Source organism: Cryobacterium sp. TMT2-10 (assembly GCF_004403075.1).
In the GTDB taxonomy this organism is placed as follows: domain Bacteria; phylum Actinomycetota; class Actinomycetes; order Actinomycetales; family Microbacteriaceae; genus Cryobacterium; species Cryobacterium shii.
Genome location: NZ_SOGW01000054.1, coordinates 34,067 through 57,866 on the forward strand (window position 1 = coordinate 34,067; position 23,800 = coordinate 57,866).

21 protein-coding genes and 2 pseudogenes are annotated in these 23,800 nt (G+C 60.0%); 19 read left to right on the plus strand and 4 right to left on the minus strand.

Annotated elements, in window-relative coordinates; genetic code table 11:
* Positions 1-18 precede the first annotated feature (18 nt).
* From E3T37_RS06145 to E3T37_RS06200, 12 genes are all read left to right on the plus strand, one after another.
* The gene (locus E3T37_RS06145; RefSeq protein WP_241994542.1) at positions 19-1,821 is read left to right on the plus strand and encodes a nucleoside-diphosphate sugar epimerase/dehydratase; all 1,803 of its coding nucleotides are present in this window, start codon (positions 19-21) and stop codon (positions 1,819-1,821) included.
* Positions 1,818-2,954, plus strand: coding sequence for a DegT/DnrJ/EryC1/StrS aminotransferase family protein (locus tag E3T37_RS06150; protein ID WP_134365931.1), 1,137 nt, complete (start codon positions 1,818-1,820; stop codon positions 2,952-2,954). The genes E3T37_RS06145 and E3T37_RS06150 overlap by 4 nt, the downstream gene beginning before the upstream one ends.
* Positions 2,951-3,589: a sugar transferase gene (locus E3T37_RS06155; protein WP_134365932.1), complete on the plus strand. Its 639-nt coding sequence runs from the start codon at positions 2,951-2,953 to the stop codon at positions 3,587-3,589. Before E3T37_RS06150 ends, E3T37_RS06155 begins: the two co-directional genes overlap by 4 nt.
* Positions 3,576-4,556, plus strand: a complete 981-nt coding sequence (locus E3T37_RS06160; RefSeq protein ID WP_370292330.1) for an ATP-grasp domain-containing protein — start codon at positions 3,576-3,578, stop codon at positions 4,554-4,556. The genes E3T37_RS06155 and E3T37_RS06160 overlap by 14 nt, the downstream gene beginning before the upstream one ends.
* Positions 4,547-5,257 (plus strand): HAD family hydrolase, encoded by a 711-nt coding sequence (locus E3T37_RS06165; protein WP_370292332.1) that lies wholly within the window; start codon positions 4,547-4,549, stop codon positions 5,255-5,257. Before E3T37_RS06160 ends, E3T37_RS06165 begins: the two co-directional genes overlap by 10 nt.
* Entirely contained in the window at positions 5,254-6,501 is a 1,248-nt protein-coding gene (locus E3T37_RS06170; RefSeq protein WP_166806075.1) for a glycosyltransferase family 4 protein, read from the plus strand. Before E3T37_RS06165 ends, E3T37_RS06170 begins: the two co-directional genes overlap by 4 nt.
* Positions 6,502-6,505: 4 nt before the next feature.
* On the plus strand, positions 6,506-7,537 hold the full coding sequence (locus tag E3T37_RS06175) for a polysaccharide biosynthesis protein (RefSeq protein ID WP_370292333.1): 1,032 nt from the start codon (positions 6,506-6,508) through the stop codon (positions 7,535-7,537).
* A gap of 18 nt (positions 7,538-7,555) precedes the next feature.
* The gene (locus E3T37_RS06180) at positions 7,556-8,641 is read left to right on the plus strand and encodes an NAD-dependent epimerase/dehydratase family protein (RefSeq protein WP_166806076.1); all 1,086 of its coding nucleotides are present in this window, start codon (positions 7,556-7,558) and stop codon (positions 8,639-8,641) included.
* Positions 8,638-9,768, plus strand: a complete 1,131-nt coding sequence (wecB, locus tag E3T37_RS06185; RefSeq protein ID WP_134365937.1) for a non-hydrolyzing UDP-N-acetylglucosamine 2-epimerase — start codon at positions 8,638-8,640, stop codon at positions 9,766-9,768. The genes E3T37_RS06180 and wecB overlap by 4 nt, the downstream gene beginning before the upstream one ends.
* Positions 9,769-9,953: 185 nt before the next feature.
* Positions 9,954-11,102 carry a glycosyltransferase gene (locus E3T37_RS06190; RefSeq protein WP_134365938.1) on the plus strand — a complete coding sequence of 383 codons (1,149 nt, stop codon included), beginning with the start codon at positions 9,954-9,956 and terminating at the stop codon, positions 11,100-11,102.
* Positions 11,099-12,286, plus strand: a complete 1,188-nt coding sequence (locus E3T37_RS06195; protein WP_134365939.1) for a glycosyltransferase — start codon at positions 11,099-11,101, stop codon at positions 12,284-12,286. The genes E3T37_RS06190 and E3T37_RS06195 overlap by 4 nt, the downstream gene beginning before the upstream one ends.
* 296 nt (positions 12,287-12,582) lie before the next feature.
* Positions 12,583-13,881, plus strand: coding sequence for an O-antigen ligase family protein (locus E3T37_RS06200; RefSeq protein ID WP_134365940.1), 1,299 nt, complete (start codon positions 12,583-12,585; stop codon positions 13,879-13,881).
* A 365-nt stretch (positions 13,882-14,246) separates the two neighbouring features.
* Here E3T37_RS06200 and E3T37_RS06205 read toward each other — a convergent pair whose 3' ends face one another.
* On the minus strand, positions 14,247-15,275 hold the full coding sequence (locus E3T37_RS06205) for an IS3 family transposase (RefSeq protein ID WP_134365951.1): 1,029 nt from the start codon (positions 15,273-15,275) through the stop codon (positions 14,247-14,249).
* A 155-nt stretch (positions 15,276-15,430) separates the two neighbouring features.
* Here E3T37_RS06205 and E3T37_RS17075 point away from each other — a divergent pair.
* Positions 15,431-16,027 (plus strand): annotated as a pseudogene (locus E3T37_RS17075) (IS21 family transposase); the annotation flags it as partial.
* 116 nt (positions 16,028-16,143) lie between these two features.
* On the opposite strand, the gene istB (E3T37_RS06215) reads toward E3T37_RS17075, so the two are convergent.
* Positions 16,144-16,875: an IS21-like element helper ATPase IstB gene (istB, locus tag E3T37_RS06215; protein ID WP_198415985.1), complete on the minus strand. Its 732-nt coding sequence runs from the start codon at positions 16,873-16,875 to the stop codon at positions 16,144-16,146.
* Positions 16,872-18,353, minus strand: coding sequence for an IS21 family transposase (gene istA, locus E3T37_RS06220; RefSeq protein ID WP_134365953.1), 1,482 nt, complete (start codon positions 18,351-18,353; stop codon positions 16,872-16,874). Before istA ends, istB (E3T37_RS06215) begins: the two co-directional genes overlap by 4 nt.
* A 272-nt stretch (positions 18,354-18,625) precedes the next feature.
* Here istA and E3T37_RS06225 point away from each other — a divergent pair.
* A pseudogene (locus E3T37_RS06225) lies at positions 18,626-19,306 on the plus strand (IS21 family transposase); the annotation flags it as partial.
* Positions 19,306-20,124 (plus strand): IS21-like element helper ATPase IstB, encoded by an 819-nt coding sequence (istB, locus tag E3T37_RS06230; protein ID WP_134365942.1) that lies wholly within the window; start codon positions 19,306-19,308, stop codon positions 20,122-20,124. The pseudogene E3T37_RS06225 and the gene istB (E3T37_RS06230), both read left to right, overlap by 1 nt.
* A 46-nt stretch (positions 20,125-20,170) precedes the next feature.
* On the opposite strand, the gene E3T37_RS06235 is transcribed toward istB (E3T37_RS06230), so the two are convergent.
* Complete coding sequence (locus E3T37_RS06235; RefSeq protein ID WP_166806073.1) at positions 20,171-20,497, minus strand: hypothetical protein; 327 nt, start codon at positions 20,495-20,497, stop codon at positions 20,171-20,173.
* A 196-nt stretch (positions 20,498-20,693) separates the two neighbouring features.
* On the opposite strand from E3T37_RS06235, the gene E3T37_RS06240 reads away from it, so the two are divergent.
* From E3T37_RS06240 to E3T37_RS17810, 4 genes are all read left to right on the plus strand, one after another.
* A complete protein-coding gene (locus tag E3T37_RS06240) occupies positions 20,694-20,990 on the plus strand; it encodes an integrase core domain-containing protein (protein WP_134365944.1) in 297 nt (98 codons plus the stop codon).
* Positions 20,991-21,172: 182 nt separating this feature from the next.
* Positions 21,173-22,351, plus strand: coding sequence for an acyltransferase (locus E3T37_RS06245; protein WP_166806078.1), 1,179 nt, complete (start codon positions 21,173-21,175; stop codon positions 22,349-22,351).
* Positions 22,352-22,877: 526 nt separating this feature from the next.
* Positions 22,878-23,303 carry a hypothetical protein gene (locus tag E3T37_RS06255; RefSeq protein WP_134365946.1) on the plus strand — a complete coding sequence of 142 codons (426 nt, stop codon included), beginning with the start codon at positions 22,878-22,880 and terminating at the stop codon, positions 23,301-23,303.
* Positions 23,303-23,746 carry a hypothetical protein gene (locus E3T37_RS17810; RefSeq protein ID WP_134365947.1) on the plus strand — a complete coding sequence of 148 codons (444 nt, stop codon included), beginning with the start codon at positions 23,303-23,305 and terminating at the stop codon, positions 23,744-23,746. The genes E3T37_RS06255 and E3T37_RS17810 overlap by 1 nt, the downstream gene beginning before the upstream one ends.
* The last annotated feature ends 54 nt before the right edge of the window (positions 23,747-23,800 follow it).

Here is a 23,800-nt window from a genome sequence, read left to right on the forward strand (position 1 = left end):
AAGGAGTTGCATGGTTCAGTGCCTCTCATTCGCTTCGGTACCCAGTTTGCGTTCGATGCGGGAGCTTGGGTTGTCGCCCTGTTTCTGGCCGAGATTCTGCGCTATGAGTTTGACTTGCAGCTGATTGACCTGCGTCCGTTGCTGGCGCTGTGCGCGGCTGCATGCCTGGTCCAGTTTCTTGCGGGCGGCGCTAACCACCTCTACCAGGGCCGCCACATCTACGGAAGCTTTTCCGAGGTGCGGGCGCTGCTCGGAGTTGTTCTCGCCTCGACCGTCATTTTGGGCATCCCGGTTGCCGTTGCCGGCACAGTTGTCGGCATTCCCCGCAGCACGGTTTTCATCGCCCTGCCCATGGCCTTCGTCTTGATGGGCGGCGTGCGCTACGTCAAGCGTCTCCTGGTGGAACGGTCAGTAGTTCCGAAAGACGACATTCAGAAGGCCCTGATCTTTGGTGGCGGCTACATGGGGGCGTCGATTGCTCGGCGCATGACCACCGACCGAAACTCGCCATTCTTGCCGGTGGGGCTCATCGACGACGACCCGCGCAAGCGCAATCTCTGGCTCCATGGCGTTCGCGTCGTCGGTTCGCGCGCGTCCCTTTCCCCCGCAGCTGAAGCCACTGGAGCAACTGCGCTGGTCGTGGCCATCGCTAAGGCCGATGCGTCCTTGCTGCGTGAGATCACCGATGCCGCCAAGGCCGCACATCTCAAGGTTTTGGTTCTTCCTCCCCTTGAAGAACTACTCAACGGCAAGTCACGCCTCAACGACCTTCGCGATATTTCGATCGAAGACCTGATCGGTCGTCATCCCGTCGACACCCACGTCGAGTCGATCGCGGGTTATCTCGCCGGCAAACGAGTGCTGGTCACGGGTGCGGGCGGTTCAATCGGCTCCGAACTGTGCCGTCAGATCACCAAGTTCGGCCCAAGCGAGCTCATCATGCTCGACCGCGACGAGACCGGCCTCCAGACCACCCAGATCTCGATCCTCGGTCACGGCCTTCTCGACACGAGGGACGTGGTGCTCGCGGACATCCGCGATGCGGAGGCACTGAAGTCAATCTTCGCCGAGCGGCGACCCGAGGTGGTTTTCCACGCTGCTGCCCTCAAGCACCTTCCGATGCTGGAGCAGTATCCCGACGAGGCATGGAAGACCAATGTGCTCGGCACGCTAAATGTGCTCGAAGCCTCCCAGTCGGTCGGGGTGACCACGTTCGTGAACATCTCCACCGACAAGGCCGCGAACCCCACGAGTGTGCTCGGTCATTCCAAGCGCGTTGCCGAAAAGCTCACGGCGTGGGCCGCCCAGGAATCCCAGTGCGCATACCTGTCGGTTCGTTTCGGCAACGTTATAGGCAGCCGGGGCTCGATGCTGCCCACCTTCACCACCCTCATCGAGGCCGGTGGACCGCTGACGATCACCCATCCCGACGTCACGCGGTTCTTCATGACCATTCCGGAGGCGTGCCAGCTCGTCATCCAAGCTGGCGGTATCGGCGGGCCCGCCGAGGTGCTTATCCTCGACATGGGCGAGCCGGTCAGAATCCTGGACGTGGCCGAGCGAATGATAGGAATGTCCGGCAAGGACATTGAAATCATCTACACCGGCCTGCGCCCGGGGGAGAAGCTGCACGAAGAGCTCATCGGCGCCCACGAGCAGGACGCACGCCCGATCCATCCAAAGATCACCCACGCCTCCATAGCCCCCATCCGCCCCGAGAATCTGAACAAACCGGGCTGGGATGAACGCTGCCGAAACGATCCAACGAACCGGCCGGTCGAGGTTGAGACCGCGCTGGCCGGAACAGGAATACCCTTATGAGTGAACGCATATACATGTCATCCCCCGACGTCGGTGATCTCGAGGAACAGTACATGGTGGCCGCGATCAGGTCCGGCTGGATTGCGCCCCTGGGACCCGACGTCAACGGCTTCGAGGCGGAGATGGCGGAACGCGTCGGCGTCGGATACGCCGTAGCCCTGAGCTCGGGTACTGCGGCCCTGCACCTCGGGCTGCTCGGGCTAGGAGCCGGGGCGGGCGATATCGTGGTCACGTCAACTCTGACTTTCGCTGCGACGGCGAACGCGATCGTCTATACAGGGGCTGAACCGTTCTTCATCGACTGCGAGCTTGGGTCTGGGAACATGGATCCCGCTCTGCTTCGTCAGGCGCTGGAGCAACTTCGTGAAGGCGGCGAGAGGGTCGCGGCAATAGTTCCGGTTGACCTGCTGGGCAAAGCGGTTAATTACACAGAGATATGCACCATTGCGGATGAGTACGGTATTCCCGTTTTGTCTGATGCAGCCGAATCTTTGGGAGCAAGTCACAAGGGCAACCCCGCTGGGTCGTTTGGGCGTGCGTCTGTCTTCTCTTTCAACGGGAACAAGATCATGACCACGTCGGGGGGAGGAATGCTGCTGACCGACGACTCTGAGCTCGCCGCGCACACTCGATATCTGGCCACACAGGCACGACAGCCAGTGACGCACTACGAGCACACTGAGATTGGCTACAACTACCGCCTCAGTAACCTGTTGGCCGCTCTCGGCAGAGCGCAGTTGTCTCGTCTCGACGAAATGATCGCGCGGCGTCGTGATATGCGTGAACGTTACCGAGAGCTTTTCGCCAGGATCGAAGGGGTCGAGATTTTTGGCGGCATTGATGATGCTTCAGACAACTTCTGGCTCACCTCCATCGTCATCGACTCCGCAAGGACAGGATGGTCGGCTGCGGATCTCAGTGCGAATTTGCTGACAGACAACATCGAGAGCAGACCAATTTGGAAGCCCATGCACCTGCAACCGGTCTTCTCCGGTGCCCGTGCAGTGACGAATGGCAACTCCCAACTTCTTTTTGAGACTGGCCTGACCCTTCCGAGTGGCTCTGCCCTCGGCTCTTCAGAGATTGACCGCGTGTTGTCTAAACTCCGGACTTTCAGCGGAGCGACGGTATGAGAACCGCGGCATCACTCCGCCGCTACGACAGGGCGAAACGGGTGCTGGACTTCTTGGTCGCCGCCGTCGCCTTGACAGTGGCGTCACCTGCACTAGTAATAATCGGGGGGCTGGTAGCCGTGAATCTCGGCAGACCCGTTCTGTTTCAACAGGATCGTCCTGGAAGAAACGGGCGCGTGTTCCGCCTCTACAAATTCCGCACGATGCAGGACGTCGACTTGGAGCGGGGGCTGATCACCGACGAGGAGCGGCTCACGCCATTCGGCCGCACGCTTAGAGCGACGAGCCTGGATGAACTTCCGACTCTGACCAACGTACTCAAGGGTGAGATGAGTCTCGTTGGGCCGCGGCCCCTGCTCGTTCGCTATATGGACAGGTACACGGCTGAACAATCGCGACGGCACGAGGTGCGACCGGGAGTGACCGGTTTGGCTCAGTGCAGTGGACGTAATGCTCTGGCTTGGGAGGCCAAGTTCCAGCTGGATATTGAGTACGTTGAGAACCGATCTCTCTTTCTTGACGCCATGATCATTGCGCGGACGCTTAGGGCGGTTCTCGCGCGAGACGGTGTCACAGCTGAGGGGCATGCTTCCATGCCAGAGTTCGGTGAGGAGCCAGAGCATGCAGGCAAGTAATTGGTTGATCTCAAGTGGTGGGCGACGTGGCGCGCTTGTGGACCTATTCCGAGAGTCCACTTCGCCGGTTCTGAGTCGAGTCGTCGTTACGGATGTCTCTCGGCTCTCCGCGGCAGGCCAACATGCGGACGAATTTGAACTCGTGCCAAGAATCAGTGCAGACAATTTTCTCTCTGAGACCCTGCGCATCTCAAAAAAGTACGGTTGTTCGACCATCGTGCCGACCATCGACCCAGAAATTGCGGTTCTTGCCCGCGCACGGTCACAATTTCGGCAGCATGGAGTGGATATCTGGGTCTCAAGCCCTGAGGTGGCGGAATTGGGATGGGACAAGTGGGGCCTTTACAAATGGCTTATTGAATCCGGATATCCGACCATTGATACGCAGGAGATCACAGAAGCCAGGCTCGTCCCATTTGCCGGGAGGGTTGTTGCGAAGCCGAGATCAGGCTCGTCCTCGATGGGTGTTGTGATCGCGGATCACGTTGAGTCTCTTCGAGTGTCGGCCCTGGCAGACGACTACATTCTCCAGCGTTTTGCTCCGGGCATCGAAGTGACCGTGGACGTCGCAGTGGATGGTCGCGGGACCGTGCTGGCGACGGTTCCCAGGCGTCGTCTGGAAGTACGCGCAGGTGAGGTCTCCAAGGGAGTGACGATTCATGTTCCGGAGATTGAGCTATTGGTTCGAGATATGGTTACGGCCTTGCCAGGTGCTTATGGAGTTCTGAATGTTCAAGTCATATACGACCCAGCGACAAAATCTCCGAAAATTCTTGAAATAAATCCGCGATTCGGTGGGGGATATCCTTTGAGTCACGCCGCCGGTGGCGACCTCATTAATGCCATGCTGCGCAGCAAGACGGGTGACACCGCGTCGAAAACCTGGAGACCAGGCACGGTTATGCTTCGGTATGATGAGGCAAAATTCTACTCTGATCAGGAATTCGTGTTGAACCCGTGGTCGTAAGCCTCTTAGTATTCGACATGGATGACACTCTCTTCCTGGAGCGCTCTTACGTTGAAAGCGGTTTTCGGGCGGTGAGTGAAATGCTGGCCGCTGACCATCAGTACCCGACATTTTTTGCTCGCGCATGGCGCGAGTTCGAATCCGGTCGGCGCGGCGACATATTCAACGCAGTTCTTGAAGATTCGGCGGAGTGGCTTCCCTCCGACATTGTCGAACTCTGCCTCAACAGATATCGCAGTCATGAACCGAGCATTGAGCTCCTGGCAGATGCCCGCGATTTCCTGGTCGCCTGTAGCCCACTAGTGCGTAGCGGATTGATCACCGACGGGCCGCGGAAAAGCCAAAGGGCCAAAGTGCGGAGTTTGAACTTGGATGCGCTCATCGAGCGGGTAGTGGTCACGGATGAGCACGGGAAAGGTGAATGGGCCAAACCTGCGCCCGCTGCGTACGAATCTCTCCAGGATTGGTTTGGCGTCAGTGGAGGGGAATGTGTGTACTTTGGCGACAATCCGCGCAAGGACTTCATCTCACCGCGAAAACTCGGATGGCGCACCATCCGTGTGCGACGACCCGGGGGCTTACACGAAAACCTCGAAACACCGGATGATGCTGAGTTCGAAATTCCCGACTTAACGAGGGAATCCCTGGCCATGATCGACTGTCTCAGGTTCGTTACTGATGAAATGAAATGCGCCCAGTGAAGATTCTTATCGTCAGCCAGTATTACCCGCCAGAGTTCGCGATCATCCCGTCCGAGCTTGCACAGATCTTGACCGCTCGCGGGCACTCCGTTCGCGTACTAACCGGGTTCCCGAACTATCCGCAGGGCAAGCTCTATGCGGGATTCAAGCAATCCTGGAGGCACATAGAGTTCCAGGGAGACGTCGTGGTCAGGCGGGTGCCCATGTTTATCGATCACTCACAAAATGGCCTGGCTCGCGTCGGGAACTATCTTTCATTCGCGTTTGGCACTGTGATGGCGACGAGATTCGCACGTGGCGCTGATGTTGTTTACGTCTACGCGACCCAAATGACCGCGGCAGCAGCTCCTCAGCTCTGGCGAAGTCTTTTTGGTATTCCCTACGTCCTGCACGTTCAGGATCTTTGGCCAGAGTCCGTCACGGGGTCTTCGATCGTCAGGTCCGGCCTGATCGCCAATCTTGTCAATCACCTACTGGGTCCCTGGCTTTCTTCCGTGTATCGGCTCTCGGCAGCAGTCATCGCGATCGCGCCGACAATGCGCGGCATGCTCGCGGACCGGGGGGTTCCTGAGAAGAAACTGCACACGGTGCTCAACTGGGCCTCTGATTCAGCCGACGTAGTGAGAGGTCCGATTGATGCCGAACATGCCGATGGCCTGTGCGTGGTGTATGCAGGCAACATAGGTGAGCTTCAGGACCTCGACACAGCGCTGGAGGCAGCGCGCCTTGTGCAGGATCTTGACGGATTTCGCCTCATCATCGTCGGCACTGGTGTTGCCGAGGAACGGCTGAGGAAGATCGCGTCCGATGGCCGTATTCGCAACGTCGAGTTTCGCGGTCGCATTGATCCCGCCGAGATGAATGCGGTTTACGAAGAGTCTGATTTCCAACTCGTCACACTGAGGGATCTTCCAATTTTCAGGGGAACGATTCCGTCCAAACTGCAGGGAAGCCTGGCCAAGGGTGTGCCCATCATCACCAACGTTGCGGGCGACGTCACGAGAATCGTTAGCGAGGCGGGGGTCGGTTTGACGGTGCCCCCCGAAAACGCACACGCACTGGCGGATGCTTTTCGTGAGGCCCATTCGATGTCGGTTGAAATGCGCAGGGATCTCGGACGTCGGGGCAGGGAACTTTACCTTCGATCTATGTCAGCGAGGGCAGGCGTCGATGCCATCGAAGCGGTTTTGAAAGCGGCAACTATTGAAGAGGATAACCGGGGTAATCGTTGCAATGAAGAATGAATATTTGGGCAAGCGCATCCTCGTCACGGGTGGAACCGGATCGTTCGGTCACACGGTGGCAGAGAAACTCCTTTCGCGCGGGGTCGAAGAGGTGCGAATTCTGAGCCGTGATGAGGCGAAACAAGACCTCATGCGGAATGAGCTCGCTGACCCGCGGCTGCGGTTCTATGTGGGAGACATCCGGGACTATCTAAGCGTGGAACGAGCCATTCGTGATGTGGACTTCGTCTTTCACGCGGCAGCCCTCAAGCAGGTCCCGTCATGCGAATTCTTCCCGATGGAGGCCGTCAAGACAAACGTTTTGGGTAGCGAGAACGTGGTGAGAGCCGCTGACCGGGCCGGAGTCAAATCTGTTGTTTGCCTCAGCACTGACAAGGCCGTTTACCCGGTCAATGCAATGGGTATGAGTAAGGCGATGATGGAAAAGGTCGCGCAGTCGTACGGCCTGAACAACCCGAATGCAGAGACGACCGTTTCGTGTGTGCGGTACGGCAACGTCATGTACTCCCGTGGGTCTGTCATTCCGCTGTTTATCCGGCAGCTGAAGGCGGGAAAGAATCTCACTGTCACGAACCCTGACATGACCCGGTTCATGATGTCTCTGGCCGACTCCGTGGACTTGGTCGAGTATGCCTTCCACAACGCGATGCAGGGTGACCTCTTCATCCGCAAGGCGAAGGCCTGCACTATGGGCGACCTCGCCCAAGCGCTCATCGTCCTATTCCAATCGCCAGCCAGGCTCGAAGTCATCGGGACACGCCATGCAGAGAAGCTCTCCGAGGCCCTCGCCAGCCGCGAGGAACTGGCGCGGGCCCAGGATATGGGGGACTACTTTCGCATTCAGGCGGACAACCGTGATCTCAACTACAGCATCTACGTCGAACAGGGGGATGTTGGACAGGTGCAGTACGAGGACTACGACTCGCATACCGTCTCCCGTATGAGCCTGCGCGAAGTTGAGGAGCTGCTCCTGACCCTGCCTGAGGTACGAGCTGAACTGGCCGCTGCCGGGATCCGCACGGAACGGGCGGTCTAGGCGGTGCAAGACATTGCAATGACAGGGGCATACGGTTTCCTCGGGTGGCACACTCGTGCGGCCCTGCGTGAACTCGGTGGGGAGTCTCGCTCGATTACCGTTGGCGATGGCTTTGATGCGGCTGAAGCACAATCGGCACTGAACGGCTCGGCCCGTCTCATCCACATTGCTGGTGTGAACCGCGGCTCGGACCTCGAAGTGCAGGACGAAAACGTCAGATTTGCCACCCAAATGGCCTCGACTATTTTGCAGGCAGACACACCTCCGCCCGTCGTGGTGTTCGCCAATTCGACCCAGGCAACGAATGGGAGCGTCTACGGGAACGCCAAGGCTGAGGCCGCGAGCATCTTGCAGGAGGCAGCAGCGAAGGTCGGCGCGGAATTCCTGGATGTGTGCCTCCCCAACTTGTTCGGCGAGCACGGGCGCCCGTTCTATAACGCGGTGACCGCAACCTTCAGCCATCTGCTGGCGCACGGACAATCGCCAACGGTGGCAGACGACAAGCCCCTGACCCTCCTGCACGCTCAGGATGCCGCCGATCTCCTCATCGGTGCCGGCGGAGACACCTTTGCGGGCGACAAAGAGGTCCACGAATCGGTCATCGGGCTGCTGGCGCGACTGACGGAAATCGACGCCATCTACCGGCGCGGTGAGATCCCCGATGTCTCGGGCAAGTTCGAGCGCGACCTCTTCAATACGTATCGCTCGTATGCCTTCCCCGAGCAGGCGCCCGTGAAACTGGCACGTCATTCCGATGCGCGCGGTTCATTCTTTGAGATCATCCGTTCTCACGGTGGTTGCGGCCAGTCGTCGTTCTCGACCACGGAACCCGGAATCAGTCGGGGAGACCATTTTCATCGGCGCAAAATCGAACGATTCACTGTTCTGGCGGGGACTGCGACCATTTCGTTGCGCAAGCTGTTCACCGACGAGGTCTTTGAATTTCAGGTGACGGGCGAAGAGCCCGTCGCCGTCGACATGCCCACAATGTGGTCTCACAAGATCACGAATACGGGGCCTGACCTGTTGTACACCTCGTTCTGGACAAACGACATCTTCAACCCAGAGGTACCCGACACAATTGCGGAGGCAGTGCAAAAATGACCGACCGACTGAAGGTGCTCACTATCGTGGGAACGCGCCCGGAGATCATCCGACTGGCTGCAACTATCAAACGTCTCGACAAATATACAGATCACGTGCTGGTTCACACGGGCCAGAATTACGACTACGAACTCAACGAAGTCTTTTTTGAGGATCTCGGCCTCCGCCGGCCGGATTATTTCTTGGCGGCCGACACCTCGTCGCTCGGCAGGGTACTCGGGTCGATCCTTGCCAAGACCGAGGAGGTGCTCCTTGAAGAGAAACCTGATGCCATGGTCGTTTTAGGCGATACCAATAGTTGTGTCTCAGCCCTGATGGCCAAGCGGTTGAAGGTGCCCGTTTACCACATGGAGGCCGGCAACCGTTGCTTTGATGAGAATGTCCCGGAGGAAACCAACCGGCGACTCGTGGATCACATTGCAGACTACAACCTGGTCTACACAGAACACGCTCGGCGAAACCTGCTTTCCGAAGGCATCCATCCCTCTCGTATTTTGCTCACGGGTTCCCCGATGCGTGAGGTTCTTGAGGGAAATGCGTCGGCAATTGCCGCGAGCACCGTCGTCGAACGGCAGGGTCTAATCGCGGGGGAATACTTCTTGGTGAGCCTGCATCGCGAAGAGAATGTTGACAACCAGGATCGCCTGACCTCCGTTCTAGCGGCGCTGGTGGCGCTCAGGCGGAATTACGGCATTCCAGTGCTCGTCTCGACGCACCCACGTACGCGCAAGAGCCTCGAGAAGGTCGCTGACGAGCTCAAGGACTCACTGACCTTCCATCCTCCCTTTGGCTTCAATGACTACATTCAACTTCAGATGTCCGCGAGGCTCGTGCTCTCCGACAGCGGCACAATTAGCGAAGAGTCGAGCATTCTCGGCTTTCCGGCGCTAACGCTTCGTGACTCCATTGAACGACCCGAAGCCTTGGATGCTGGAGCGATCATCACAGCAGGTGTTACGGAGGAATCGATTCTCGATTCTGTGGCCATGATCCTCTCAGAAGCCACGATTGCCAACACGCCAGCCACTCCGAGTGGTTACGAGGTGGCCGACACCTCTAGACGGACAGTGAACTTCATTCGCTCGACGGCCGCCACGCATGACTTTCGAGCAGGTCTCCGAAAGTGACGGAGAGGCAGAGTTCAGCGCGAAACCGCAGGTCGCAGTCTTGCTCTTGAGTTTGCCGCCCCAAAGGAGAGCTTCTGAACTAACGCGCGATCCCTCCAGAGGGTCAGGCACTTACCCCAGCGCGACCGCGTACCCAGCCCCGGCGGCAGCAGCCGCAACACTTCCACTCGCAGCAAGGAGCCTCCGTGAAAGAACATTATGATCTTGTCTTTTGGCAGAACATGGCTTCTATACATCAAGCTCCGCTCATGCGTGCGCTGGCGAACGGTCTTGATAAGCGGGTTCTCGTCGTGGTGGCAGAAGATGTGTCCGCAGACCGGTTGGCAATGGGGTGGGAAGGCATAGATTACGGCAACGCAGATTTGATCATTGAACCTTCAGCTAGCAACCGTAAGAAACTGGTCGAGAACAACCGCGGTGCAGTGGCACATGTGTTCTCAGGTGCGAGCGCATACCCTGCCGTACAGCAGGCTTTGACAACACTCACTCAGGGAGCACACAATCACGTTGCGATTATCACGGAGCCATGGGATCCGCGGGGGGTTCGGGGCGCCCTGCGAGCGCTCAGATTTGGGCTGCGGCGCCGATCACTGAGAGGGATCGACACCCTGTTCGTATGCGGAGACCTGGCCAAAAGACAATTCACTTCGCTAGGTTTCGAACCAAGCAGAATTGCCCCTTTCGGATACTTCGTTGATGGGCCCGATGCGGCGGCCAAACAATCTCACCGTGACAGGCCGGGCATCATCTTCGTCGGCAGTTTGACGACGCGAAAGGACCCCAAGGCACTCATTGAAGCCTTGGCCATGACGCCAGCGGATTCGTGGGAACTGACTATCGTGGGAGACGGCCCGCTGCTGGACTCGAGCATCAAGCTTGTGAAGGATCTACGCCTCGGAAGTCGGGTTTTTTTCACCCGAAACTTGGCGAACGGCGACGTCTTACGCAAAATTGCCGTCAGTGATTTGCTGGTTCTTACAAGTAAGTACGATGGCTGGGGCGCAGTAGTGAGTGAGGCTTTGATGGCCGGCACCCCGGTAGTCGTTAGCCGGGAGTGTGGCGCGTCTGACCTTGTCCGCTCCGCATTGCAGGGTGAGGTTATACAGGCGGGACATCCGACGGAACTCGCACGAGCTTTGGTTGGGCGCTTGAGTTCTTCGCCACTGTCAGGCGAATCGAGAGCACAGCTTGAGAACTGGGCGCACGGGGCCATTTCGCCCAAGGCCGCGGCTCAGTACTTGTGGGACACAGTCACCCGTGGCAGTGGTGTGCCGACGGCGGGAGCGCCGTGGAATGCAATCGCGGACTCGCCCGTAAGGGATGTGCATCAATGAGTACTGACGGAAGTACGCGATCGATGAATGTGCCCACCAAGTTCGCGGTTTTCGCACCGCTGTTTCCGCCGGCAACGCTGGGTGGTGGGCCGATTCGTACACTCAAGGCGTTGGTGGATTCAGTACCGACAAATACGCAGGCGTTCGTGTTCACTTCTGATCGGGACATGGGTCAATCCATTCCGCTGCCGGTCAGAAGCAATGAGTGGTCAGCCTCCGACGGCGTTCAGGTCTACTACGGCACGGCGTCCTCCTTTAGTTCATATTTGCGCGGCCTTTGCGCTGTTCGTCAGGAACGACCCCAGGTGACGTACTACAACAGTTTCTTCAACCCGGGGTTTTCACTCTTCCCGCAGATCCTAGGACTCATCGGATTCTGGCGCGGTGCTCAGATTCTGCTTGCGCCCAGGGGAGAGTTCGGCCGAGGGGCGCTGGCAATCCGACCCTTGAAGAAGCGAATAGCCGTTGCCGTTTACAAGATGTTGGGTTTGCACCGCGGAATCTCCTGGCACGCTTCCTCATTGAACGAGGCCGAGGATATACGAGCTGTGTTCGGCGAAACTGCGCGAGTTCTCGTTCGGGAGGACGAGACGGCGCTACCGATCGTGGCTGAGAGACCTCCGTCAGCGCGCGCAAGGAGTTCCCTGCGAATTGTGTTTGTAAGTCGGTTGAACCCAATGAAAGGACTCGACTTGCTGCTCCGCAGCCTCATGCTGACGCAGTCAAAGATTACCCTCGATGTCTACGGGAATGCCGAAGATCTGAAGTATGTTCAGGACTGTCAGGACTTGATAAAGGAACTGCCAGTTAACATTCTGTGCACTTTGCATGGGTCAATTGCTCCAGAATGCGTAAGAGGCATCTTCGCTGAGGGCGATGTCTTTGTCTTTCCGACCGCGGGGGAGAATTTCGGGCACGTAATCGCCGAGGCTCTGTCCGTGAGTTGCCCGGTAATGTGCTCCGACGTGACGCCCTGGTCAGATGTGCTCAGGAATGCCGGCTGCGAGGTCCTCGGAAGCAGAGATCCACACGAATGGAGCATCGCCATCGAGTCATTCGCGGCGCTGTCACCCGATGAGGTTCATGAACGGCGTCGGGCCGCAGGTGCCGCTTTTGACTGTTGGAGTCAGGGGGATAAGGGTGAGCACGTCTTCGCGTTACTTGCGCGTTCGGCCTTCGTCTAGAAGTCCCAAAACTCGGAATTATGGACTCCTGCCCTGCATGGCCGTTGAGGTAGCCCGGGGCAACTGCTCGAGTTGTTGTATGTGACCCGTGCACAATTCAGGCCATGAAGGGCTGGCCCCCCTTCGCTGATGAGGTCAGAGTGGCCACACGATCCGCTAGGGTCGAAATGGTGCCCCCAGAAAGCCGTTCGATGCCATAAGCCTAAAATAGGTGAGTTCGCGACATCTCAGCTTGGGCATGTTGGTTCCCACGCAACCGACCCGCCCGCACTGTATTGTCTGAAAGGATCTTCATCTTGGGAGTTTCATCACTGACGCGAAGAATTCTGGCACCGGTTGCAATGGTGCTGGTTGCGGCCGGACTCGGGTGGCAGGCAGCCGCAGGACCAAGCGGCCTCGTGGTTCTGCTTTTTGCTATCGGCGGCGCGCTGGTTGCTCTCCTGAACTCGACGGTGCGAGCCCTCTCCCCGTTCACGTTGGGTGTGCTGTTCATTCTCGCCTCGGCTTCGACATTCACAGGGAGCATTGCTCAGTCTGTGGGATTCCGTATCGTCGGTATCGCTCTCCTATGCCTGAGTGGTCTCCAGAAACCGTCAGACATCGCCGGCGCCCTGCCCAACAGGACGCGAGCTCTTAGTGACCTACGCATGTGGCTTCCTTGGGTGACGGGGTCGCTTCTAACATTTCTGTTGCTTGCGACTGCGTTCCATGGCCAAGCGCTGAATTTCGTCCTCTATGGCTTGGGCCTTGTAATGCTCGTTGTAGCGGTAGTAGCGACTGCAGTTGCTGTCCCCGAATTAATTGTCAGTTCTGCAGTCGTCCTGGCACTGGGGACGATGGTTGTCGGGTCGATTATCTTGGGGCTGGCGTCACCCGGGGTGGCGATCGCGGGGGGGAGGTTGCGTGGGCTCGCCTCAAACGCAAACCTGCTGGGATTCTATGCGTTTCTTTTCGGATCACTGGCCATCATTGTCGTTCGTCACATAGGCCTGAAGGTGATCCTTCTTGTGCTCGCCATCATGTGTGTCGTTTGGACATCCAGCAGAGCCAGCGCGTTGGCGCTGGTGATTGTGATCATTTTTGGTGCTCTGCGTCGAGTTTCGGCCACCAAGGCGCTTTGGTTGACTGGCTTCATCACTCTGGTACTCGTCATTGCCATCGCTCTGCCTCAGACATTCTCGGTTCTGGATGGAGTGCTGCGTACCGACAATTCCCGTTCCTACAGCTTCGACGGCGCGATGGGAGCATTTCGTTCGTCTCCCTTGATCGGCACAGGGTTGGCCAGCGAGGAGGTCGAGATCGCCAGCAGTCCGTTGCGGGCGTTAGCGTCTGCCGGCGTCGGTGGCTTAATCGCGGTTGTAGTCATGTGGGGAGCGCTTCTATTTCGATCGCGGAAAGCCGGGGTGCTGGCAATGGGGTTCACATTGGCGGCAGTTGTCCACAGCTGTTTTGAAGGATGGTTACTTTCGCCAGTGAGCCCCCTCTTGTTGATCTTTGTTCTTGTATGGTGGGTCATAGTGCGAAACGAGCACCCGACGGAATCCCCTCACCGCATTTGGAGTGCGACGCCGATTGAGAATCGGACTAGGTCATAACGCCAACGGGAAACAGGGTCAGAAACGCCAACTGAACAATGCGGCCACCGCTACCGCCACCGTAGATGTTGATTAAATTGGATGCTGACGTCGATCAGAGTCTGTTGGCGAGCGTGGTAACCGATCCGGTGTGGTCCCCACCGCTTGGTGAAGCGCAACGGAAGATGTCAACCTATGTGAGTCAGTTTCCTTAGGCGGTCATTGAGTTCGTTCCTTCCTTTTCGGGTTCGTTGATCCACGTCGTCGTCGGGAATGTNGGCCTTGCTGGCCTGATTCTTAGTGCTCTTTTGGCAGGAAACCAGCCACTAACTTGGCAGGATTCCAGCGCCGAAACGGAAGATGTCAACCTATGTGAGTCAGTTTCCTTAGGCGGTCATTGAGTTCGTTCCTTCCTTTTCGGGTTCGTTGATCCACGTCGTCGTCGGGAATGTTGGCGGCTGCGGGAGCTTCCGAACGAAGCGTTCAGGGTGCTTGGTATAGGCGGTCCTGAGAACGCGGGCGCGAGCGTGCTGGATGGCGCGTGCGTGGCCGTGGTGGACGTTGAACGGGGTGTGCATTCCGATGCCGGAGTGGCGATGTTCACCGTTGTACCAGCCGTAGAATTCGGTGCAGAATGAGCGTGCCTCGGCGAGGCTGTAGAACCGATCGGGGAACTCGGGCCGGTACTTCAAAGTTTTGAAGTGCGACTCGCTGAATGGATTGTCATTACTCGTGTGCGGGCGGGAGTGCGACTTGGTCACGCCCAGGTCGGCGAGCAGAAACGCTACGGGTTTCGACGCCATCGAGGACCCATTGTCGGAGTGGATCGTCAGCTGATCGCGGCGAATGTTCTGCTTCTCGATCGTGTCGAGCAGGAGCCGCTCAGCCAGCTCGGCGGATTCCCGGGTCGCGACCATCCAGCCGACGACGTACCGGGAGTAAATGTCGATAATCGTATACAAGTGGAAGTATGACCATTTGGCCGGGCCCTTGAGCTTCGAGATGTCCCACGACCAGGTCATGTTGGGTCCCGTCGCGATGAGTTCGGGCTTGACTCGTGCCGGGTGCTCGGCCTGAGCACGACGCTCACCGGTCTCGCCGTGGGCGCGGAGCAGACGATACATCGTCGCGACTGAGCACAGGTAGGTGCCCTCGTCGAGGAGGATCGCCTGGATCTCCGCCGGCGCCTTGTCCACGAACCGCTTGGACCGCAGCACCTCTAGAACAGCGGCGCACTCCAGCTCGGTCAGCGCGCGCGGCTGCTTCGCCGGCTGTGGCCGGGGCCGCGGCGATGACGGCGGTCTTGGCGACCGCCGGTGTTGGCGGTAGTGCGTCGCCCGCGACCGGCCCACGGCCAGGCACGCGTCCCGCGTGCCGACGAGAGGGACGAGTTCGGTGATCGTGGCGTCGATTATTTCTCGGTGTTCTTCTCGCTGCTGTTGGTCGAGAGTTGATCCAACAGAGCCGAGAGTTTTCCCTGGATAGCGATCACCTGCCTCTGTCAACGACTGGTGAATACTGACCCCGTGGCGTCGTTTGAATTCGGACCCCTCCGTAAGACCCTTGGAGGGTGATAACAGTGGAGAACTGGGCAGAGATACGTCGGTTGCATCGATCGGAGAAGATCCCGATCAAGGAGATCGCAAGGAAGTTGGGGATCGCGCGGAACACGGTGCGGGCCGCGTTGGCATCGGAGCGACCGCCGAAGTACGAGCGCGCCGGTCGCGGTTCTCTCGTCGACGGGGTCGAGGTGGATGTGCGCAAGTTGCTGGTCGAGTATCCGCGGATGCCGGCGACAGTGATCGCGGAACGGATCGGCTGGCAGTACTCGATCACGACGCTCAAGGACCGTATCCGGGCGATCCGCCCCGAGTACGCGAGCGTCGATCCGGTCGATCGGATCACCTACCAGCCGGGGCAGATCGTGCAGTGTGATCTGTGGTTCCCGGAGCCGAAGATCCCGGTTGGACACAGCCAGCTGCTGATGCTCCCGGTGCTGGTGATGACGTTGGGCTTCTCCCGTTTCTTGACCGCGACGATGATTCCCTCACGTCAGGCGGGCGACATTCTCGCCGGGATGTGGCAGCTGATCAGTGGCCTGGGGATGGTCCCGAAGACCCTGGTCTGGGACCGCGAGTCGGCGATCGGTGGGACCGGTGTGGTCTCGGTGTGTTTTGTCAACTTGAAGCCGGCCATTTCAGCGCTAATTAACCGGCCAGTGCGGCACCGTTTCCGGCCAGTTGAGCACGGCGGCCTCAACGGCCGGTTTTGGGGCCGCCAGGGCTATTTCATGAGGGCGTGCTTGACGCGGTAGGACTCCCCGCGAAACTGGAGGAGCCGGCCGTGGTGGACGATGCGGTCGATGACAGCTGCGGCCATGTTGTCGTCGCCGAACACCGTTCCCCAGCGGGAGAACTCGAGGTTTGTGGTGATGATCAGGCTTCTTTTTTCATATCCATCCGCGATGACCTGGAACAGGAGCCGGGCGCCCTCGGTGTCAATCGGGAGATACCCGAATTCGTCGATTGCGAGTAATTGGTTTTTGGCGATGTTGGCCAGCTCCCGGTCGAGGCGGCCTTCGTCTTTGGCGCGACGCAACTGCATAACCAGCGACGAGGTGGTAAAGAAGCGAGCCGGGATTCCCTCGCGGCAGGCAGCAGCGACCAGAGCACTGGCGAGGTGTGTTTTGCCGGTGCCGACATCGCCGTAGAGGACCAGGTCCTCGGCCCGGTTGATAAACTCCAACGACGTCAGCTCCTCCCGGCCGTAATCCTCGGGGAACTTGACGCTCGAGTAGTCGAAACCCGTGAGCGATTTCAGCGCTGGCAGCCGGGCGGCGCTCAACAGCCGTTGGCGGCGTGATGCTTGCCGAGATTCGTGCTCGGCGAGGAGCATCCCGTGGAGGTATTCACGTTGTTTCGGGGTGCCCTTCTCGGCCCATTCGGCCAACACGGTATTGGTTAGCGATGCTTGCCGGCCGGTCTCGATGATGTCCTGCACGGTGATGAGGCTCACGCGATCTCTCCCGTCACGGTGTTCACGGTGATGAAGATGTCGGTGGTGAAGACGTCATAAACACTCAAGTCCACGTTCTCCGCTGCTGGGGTGGCGCCGTCGGCCAAGCGCCGGGCGAGCATGCCCAACGCGGCGATCTCGGGGATGTCTCCGCGCTGGATGAGCAGGTCAGCAGCATTGATGGCGGCGTCGAAACCGGCTGATCCCGAGGCGGCATCGACGGCGTTGAGAAGTCGGCGCCGATTGGTGGCGGTCGCCTTGTCGAGCCAGTCGCGCACCGGCTCGGGGACCAGAGGCCGGAGCTGGGAATGCCCCCAGGCGCCGGGCTTGGTCACCAGCAACGGCAGCAGCGACGCCGGTTCGAAGATCGTCTCCGTCTGCCGGCCGAACGCGCGCGGGAATGACCGGACAGGCGTGGCGTGCTCGTCGAGGATCTCGACGACGTCGTGGCGCAACCCGACGGTGAGAGTGCGGTTGTGGAAGGAAGACCCGGCCGCGTAGGTGTTCCCGTCAATGAGCAGGTTCCCGGTCTTGTCGGCCGTGCGGGACTCGTAGCGCACCGGGTCGAACCCGACGCCGGGCAGCGCCAGAGACGCGGCAACGTCCTGGGCGAAGAGCTCGCTCACGGGCAGGCCCTTGCGGTAGTGCGTGGCCTCAGCCAACGCCATGCACCGTGCCATCAGCACCGCGTTGAGGCCCTGCAGAGTGGCCGCTTCGGGCTCGGGGACCATCAGGTTCCGGCGCAGGAACCCGACCGCGTTTTCCACGTTGCCCTTCTCATTGCCGGAGTACGGATTGCAGTACCGAGACTCCGACCGGTAATGCAATTTGAACGCGCCGAACAGCTTGGTCTCAACGACCTTGGTGCCCACCCGTCGGCCGATGCCGGTGGCGTTGTCAAAGACCAGGTGCCGGGGCGCGGCGCCGATGAGATCGAACACGGTGCGCAGCCCGTGGCAGACGCACTCGGCTGTTTCGCCGCGGTAGGCCTGCACGAAGCGCATGTTCGAGAACGGGAACGTGACCACGAAGATGTGCAGGACCTGCCGAATGCCGGCGATGATGGCCTCAGCTTGCCCGAAGTCGACCTGCGCGGTGCCGGCGGGCCAGACCAGTTCCGTGAAGCCTTCACCGGCCTGGCGGTGGAGGGCGTTCCACTTCTTCACGAAGCGTTGCACCGGGGAATAACTGCCTGTGAAAGCCCGCTCAGCGACCAACCGGTCAAAGACCCGTTTGGCCGTGTGCCGTTGCTTCCGCGGTCGGCGCTGGTCTTCGCCCAACCACTTTTCAACGGTCGCTTCGAACCCGGTCATGGCCGAGCCGGTGGGCCTGGCCACCGGCGCTGGCGGCTTGGGCGAGTAGTCCTGTTGCCCGGCGTATTTGGTCACCGCGTCGCGGCTGACTCCCAAACGGCGGGCGATTTCACGGCCCGCGATTCCGTGGGAGTCGAGTGTTCTGATATTTTCTTGCACGGACATGGGTACCGTCATCTGCTTTCTGGTTCCTTCCGGCGCGACCGCTTGGCAGTAGCTACGCCGTAAGGAACCTATCGGGGGGTGGCGGGCCCATTTCTCTCACACTCTGGAGAGGGCCTCGGCCACCGGGTGATCTCAATCTCGCGCAGTCCCCGAATTCATCGTCGTGGAGGGGAGTTGCTGGCCTGATTCTTAGTGCTCTTTTGGCAGGAAACCAGCCACTAACTTGGCAGGATTCCAGCGCCGAAACGGCCTACAAAGAGTTGATCACACACATCTCGGCCCCCGCGGCGTCGTTCGCGGGGTCGCTCGCGACACGTTTCCAACTCGCCCCGCCCCGGGACCCGGAATTCAAGGGCCTGGTTGAGCGCAATAACGGGTATCTGGAAACGTCGTTCCTGCCGGGGCGGTCGTTCGCCTCGCCGGCAGATTTCAATACCCAACTCGATGGGTGGTTACCGCGGGCTAATGGTCGGGTCGTGCGCTCGACCGGGCGGCGCCCCGAGGAAGCATTGGCCGCGGATCTGGCGGCGATGACGATGCTGCCAGTGTCGGCGCCCTCAACCGGGCTGCGCACCCGGGTGCGGCTTGGCCGGGAGTACTACCTCCGGGTTGATTCCAACGATTACTCCGTCGATCCGCGCTGCGCGGGCAGGTTCGTCGACGTCCATGCGACCGCGACGATGGTCACGATCACTCGCGAAGGCACGGTCGTGGGCGCCCATGCGCGGTGTTGGGCCAGGCGGGCAACGATCACCGATCCCGCGCATGTTGGCATCGCGAAGACGCTGCGGAGCGCTTTCGCTGAGGAACGCCGGTCGGTGGAGCGCGCGAGTCGCCAGCATGCCGACGGCCACCCGGTGGCGCTGCGGGTGTTGACGGACTACGACGCGCTCTTCGGCGGCGACTTCACCGCCGCGGCGGCGGGCACCTCGGCCGAGAAGGCGTTGAGTTGATGAGCGCGTTCGACACCGCGACACCGACGAGCACCCCACCGGCGGGGCCGCAGATCGCCTCAACGATCGCGTATCTCGCGCGGGTGTTGAAGACCCCCACGATCGCCCGCACCTGGGAGGAGCTCGCTGATACGGCCCGGCAATCCGGCTGGTCGCACGAGGAGTACCTCGCGACGGTCCTGCAACGCCAGGTCGCCGACAGGGAGGCCCACGGAACGGCGCTGCGCATCGGCGGCGCCCACTTCCCGCAGGTGAAAACGTTGGAGGAATTCAACCTCGACCACCAGCCCTCGCTGCGCCGCGATATCCTCGCCCACTTGGCCACGACGACCTGGATCGCGAAGGCCGACAACGTGGTGCTGCTGGGCCCGCCCGGTGTTGGGAAAACCCACCTCGCGATCGGTCTGGGCGTCAAAGCGATCCAGGCCGGCTACTCGGTCCTCTTCGACACGGCCACCGGGTGGGTCGCCCGCCTCGCGGCTGCCCACACCGCCGGACGCCTCGAGCTGGAGCTCAAACGGCTACGCAAATACAAGCTCCTGATTATCGACGAAATAGGATACTTGGCCTTCGATCATGATGCCGCGAACCTGTTCTTCCAGCTCGTCGCCGCCCGCTATGAACAGGGCGCCATTCTGGCTACCTCGAATATGCCATTTGGTCGGTGGGGCGAGATCTTTTCCAACGAGATCGTCGCCGCGGCCATGATCGACCGCCTCGTTCACCATGCCGAGGTCGTCACCCTTGCCGGGGATTCCTACCGCACTCGCAGCCGCCGCGAAATGCTCGAGATGCAGCCCCGACCGGGCGCGAACTAAACCGAAAACCAAACCAAGGGGTCAGAATTCAAGCGACGATAAAGGGTCAGTTTTTACCCGACGTTGACAGCCTCGCCGTATCCAACTCGCCCGACAGTCGGACATTCTCTTTCCGGAGCCGGGCCGCGTCCTTCTCCGACGTGCTGGCTGGCAGCGCTCCCGCCGGCCGCGCCAAAGCGGCCAGCACCCCCTTGTCTCGCTGGTCACGCCACGAGCTGACTAAGGAGGTGTACAGCTTTTCCCGGCGGAGCAGCGCACCGCGGCCCTGCCGATTGAGGCAGTCGTACTCGGTCAGAATGTCGCACTTGTACTTGGCGGTGTAGGTTCGCCGCCGAGCACGCTCGGGAACCTGAGGATCGGGAACATCTTCCATCCCTACAGCCTGCCCGGTCGAGCTGGGCCCTGTCATCACTGCGTTCGTCAAGGGGATCTCTTCCCCGCCCTCTACAACACTATTCGGGACGATCCCGGTGCCTTGTCCAAGGTTGACAGAGAGGGTCGCCGACCACATGCGCACCGACCTCAAGGCCAGGACGCGCTCACGATAGCCATGGTGATGCGCGGGGACCGTGATCTTCCACTCGGACCGCGGCACCCAGTACGCGTCGGAACAGATCACCCTCTTCGCCGCCAAGAACGGCATCACCCGGTCGATGGGATACACCGGGATTTGCTGGGATAACGCCATGGCCGAGAGCTTCTTCGCGACACTCAAAACCGAGTTCTACTACCGCCGCGTTTGGCCCACCCGGGCCCGCGCGATCCGCGGCGCCGCGGACTGGATCGAGGACCGCTACAACCGCCGCCGCCGGCACTCCTCGATCGGGCACGTTACGCCAGTGGACTTCGAGATGCAATACTCGTGACAGGCCGCAGAGATCCAACTCGCCGTACCCGTGTCCACTCTCCGGGGTCAAGGCCAATCCACTAAGTGGAACAGGCCAAGGCGATTTGAGAGAGCCAGAAATTCGATATGGTAAATCTGTTTTGTTGTTAGAGGGGGCTCATGAGAAGTGCAGACGCAAGCTCAAGGAAGATGAGTAGACGGTTGACGCTGCTCAACGCTACCGTTCAGCGCCCCGAACGGATCAACTCGCTTGATGGGCTTCGCGGGCTAGCGGCATTGGCCGTCATCGTCAGTCATTCCATGATCACCAACCCGTCAGTTGAGCCCGCCTCAATTGACCCGAGCGGCGCCCCGACTTGGGTCTGGATCCTCGCTTACACGCCCCTGCACTTGTTCTGGGCAGGCACTGAGGCTGTAATCGTGTTCTTTGTTTTGTCGGGCTTTGTCTTGATGCTTCCATACGTAGCGGGCCGCGCCCCGCACTGGGCGTCCTATTATCCGAAGCGACTGGTGCGCTTGTACGGCCCCGTCCTGGTCGCGGTGTTGTTCGCGACGGTTTGTTTCCTTCTCGTACCGCGCACGAGCTCGCCCGACATGAGTGACTACATCAATCGCCACGACGAAATGGTAACCCCGCTCAAAGACGCGTTTCTTCTCTCGGGGGTGAGCACGCTGAACTCCCCGCTGTGGTCACTTCAGTGGGAGGTCGCCTTCTCGCTCTTACTCCCGCTCTACGTCTTCTTTTTCGTCAAGCTAAGGAGACTGTGGGTTATTTGGGTATCCCTTGCTTTCCTTGTCCTGGCCGCCGGAGCCGCCCTGCACGTAGCAGCGTTGTTCTATTTGCCCATGTTTGCGTGTGGTGCAGCCTTGGCCGTGCAGAAGGACCGGGTGCATGGCTTGGCCAAGAGGACTGGGATCGTCGGTCGCATCGCTTTCGGTGCAGCATCCGTCACATTCCTGCTGTCCAGCTGGCTCATGCCATGGATGCCGGGGTCGATCATGTTTTCGGTTCTCGGGGCGGTCATGCTGGTTGCTGTTTTCTTGTTTTTCCCGATAGTCCAGCTATTTGCAGGCCATCGATTTGTCCAATGGTGCGGAAGCAGATCATTTGCCATCTATCTGATCCACGAACCAGTACTGGTATCTATAACGCTCCTACTGCACAGCGTTAACCCGGCGCTGGTTCTGGCCCTTACTCTGCCGATAGCGTTTGGTCTCGCCGAATTGATGTTCCGTTTCGTTGAAAGGCCTTGCGTGCACTTCGGGAATTGGGTCGGCCGTCGCGTTGCCCGCTTGACGGGGGCCCCTGAGCAACCACTCGCCTCAGAGGCGATTCTGAGGCCGGCTGCAGGCATGCGCCCCGATTCATCTGTGGGTTGACGGCGCTCATTGATATTCCCAAGTCCTGCTCATCCAAGCTCCCCAGGTTGCGGGGTGAGATGGTCGGAAATCTGTGCCGGTCACGCACCGCAGCTCGTTAGGCGCGGCGACGTGGTTTGCGGAGTCGGTAGGAGTCTCCGTCGGAGGTGACGACGGATCGGATCGGTGCAGGACGCGGTCGAGCATCGCAGCGGCGACGGTGATGTCGCCGAGAACCCCGCCCCAGGAGGCGACCGTCCGTTCGTGATGATCACGATCGTGGCGGTGACCTCAATGTAGAACCGGCGCTCAAGGACGTGGGTGAGTCTCCAACCCTGGCATGGGCTGGTCGTCGTCTACCTCTGAAAGTGTAGGAGTGGGGCCTTTCTTGAAGCTGGTGCGTGGTCGAAGACCATCAGTTTCGAAAGTCCCGCGTCTAAGTGCGGAAGCCCTACGTGTCAGGGTGAGTTGAGGCCAGTAGCTCAGAGCAAGTCCGCCGTTTGACGTAGGTCGAGAATCAGGAAGTCCCACCATGTCCAGCCCATCGTTGATCGCCGTGCGCGACGATAGTCCCATGAACAACAGCAGTCCTGGCCCCCGCGCGGGCGGCCCCACGCCCCGGCGGTCGTTCACGCCGAAGCAGAAACTTGACCACCTCGCCGCCTACGAGGACGCCATCTCCCGGAACGGCGGCGGCGCGTATCTGCGGGAGCAGGGCATCTATTCCTCCCAGATCACGGAGTGGCAAAAACTACGCGATGCCGGGGTGCTGCAGGGCAAGAAACCCGGGGAGAAGATCGGCCGGCTCACGCCCGAGCAGGCCGAGATCGCCCGGCTCCGCCGCCAACTTGAGTTGACGGAACGGAGGTTGGAAACGACGGGGGTGGCGTTGGAGATCATGTCAAAAATGCACGAGCTACTCGAAAATCTTTCGAAGAGCTCGCGGGACGAAACACCACACACGAAACCGTGATGACCACCTACCGCGACCTCACCAGCCACGGCATTCCGACGCGGACGGCCGCCAGCCTGGTCGGGTTACCGCGGGCGACCGCGACCCGGACACCCCGCACCCGGGCCGCCCGGCAGGTGGTGGTGCCGGCGAACCGGCTCGATGTCCTCGCGCGGGCCCGCATCCTGACTGTGGTGAACTCGGCCCGGTTCGTGGATTTGCCGCCGATCCAGATCTACGCGCAGCTGCTCGACGAGGGCGTGTATCTGGCGTCAATCTCAACGATCTACCGGGTATTGGCCGAGAACAAGCAGGTCAAGGAACGCCGCCGCCTGGCCCGCCACCCGGCCCGGGCGATCCCGGAACTGGTCGCCACCGGCCCCGGCCAGGTCTATACGTGGGACATCACCAAACTGCCCGTGACCTGCCGCGGAGTTCTCGGACAGTGGGCCCTCTTAAAATGAGGGACTACTGAAAGTAGAGATCAGCATGACCGCATCACGTCGGAAATTTACCCA

Coding starts and splice junctions, on each gene's coding strand:
- E3T37_RS17810 (WP_134365947.1), top strand. CDS start 23,303: ATGACCACCTACCGCGACCTCACCAGCCACGGCATTCCGACGCGGACG.
- E3T37_RS06160 (WP_370292330.1), top strand. CDS start 3,576: ATGCAGGCAAGTAATTGGTTGATCTCAAGTGGTGGGCGACGTGGCGCG.
- istA (WP_134365953.1), bottom strand. CDS start 18,353: ATGTCCGTGCAAGAAAATATCAGAACACTCGACTCCCACGGAATCGCG.
- E3T37_RS06150 (WP_134365931.1), top strand. CDS start 1,818: ATGAGTGAACGCATATACATGTCATCCCCCGACGTCGGTGATCTCGAG.
- E3T37_RS06235 (WP_166806073.1), bottom strand. CDS start 20,497: ATGGAAGATGTTCCCGATCCTCAGGTTCCCGAGCGTGCTCGGCGGCGA.
- wecB (WP_134365937.1), top strand. CDS start 8,638: ATGACCGACCGACTGAAGGTGCTCACTATCGTGGGAACGCGCCCGGAG.
- E3T37_RS06195 (WP_134365939.1), top strand. CDS start 11,099: ATGAGTACTGACGGAAGTACGCGATCGATGAATGTGCCCACCAAGTTC.
- istB (WP_134365942.1), top strand. CDS start 19,306: ATGAGCGCGTTCGACACCGCGACACCGACGAGCACCCCACCGGCGGGG.
- E3T37_RS06180 (WP_166806076.1), top strand. CDS start 7,556: ATGACAGGGGCATACGGTTTCCTCGGGTGGCACACTCGTGCGGCCCTG.
- E3T37_RS06155 (WP_134365932.1), top strand. CDS start 2,951: ATGAGAACCGCGGCATCACTCCGCCGCTACGACAGGGCGAAACGGGTG.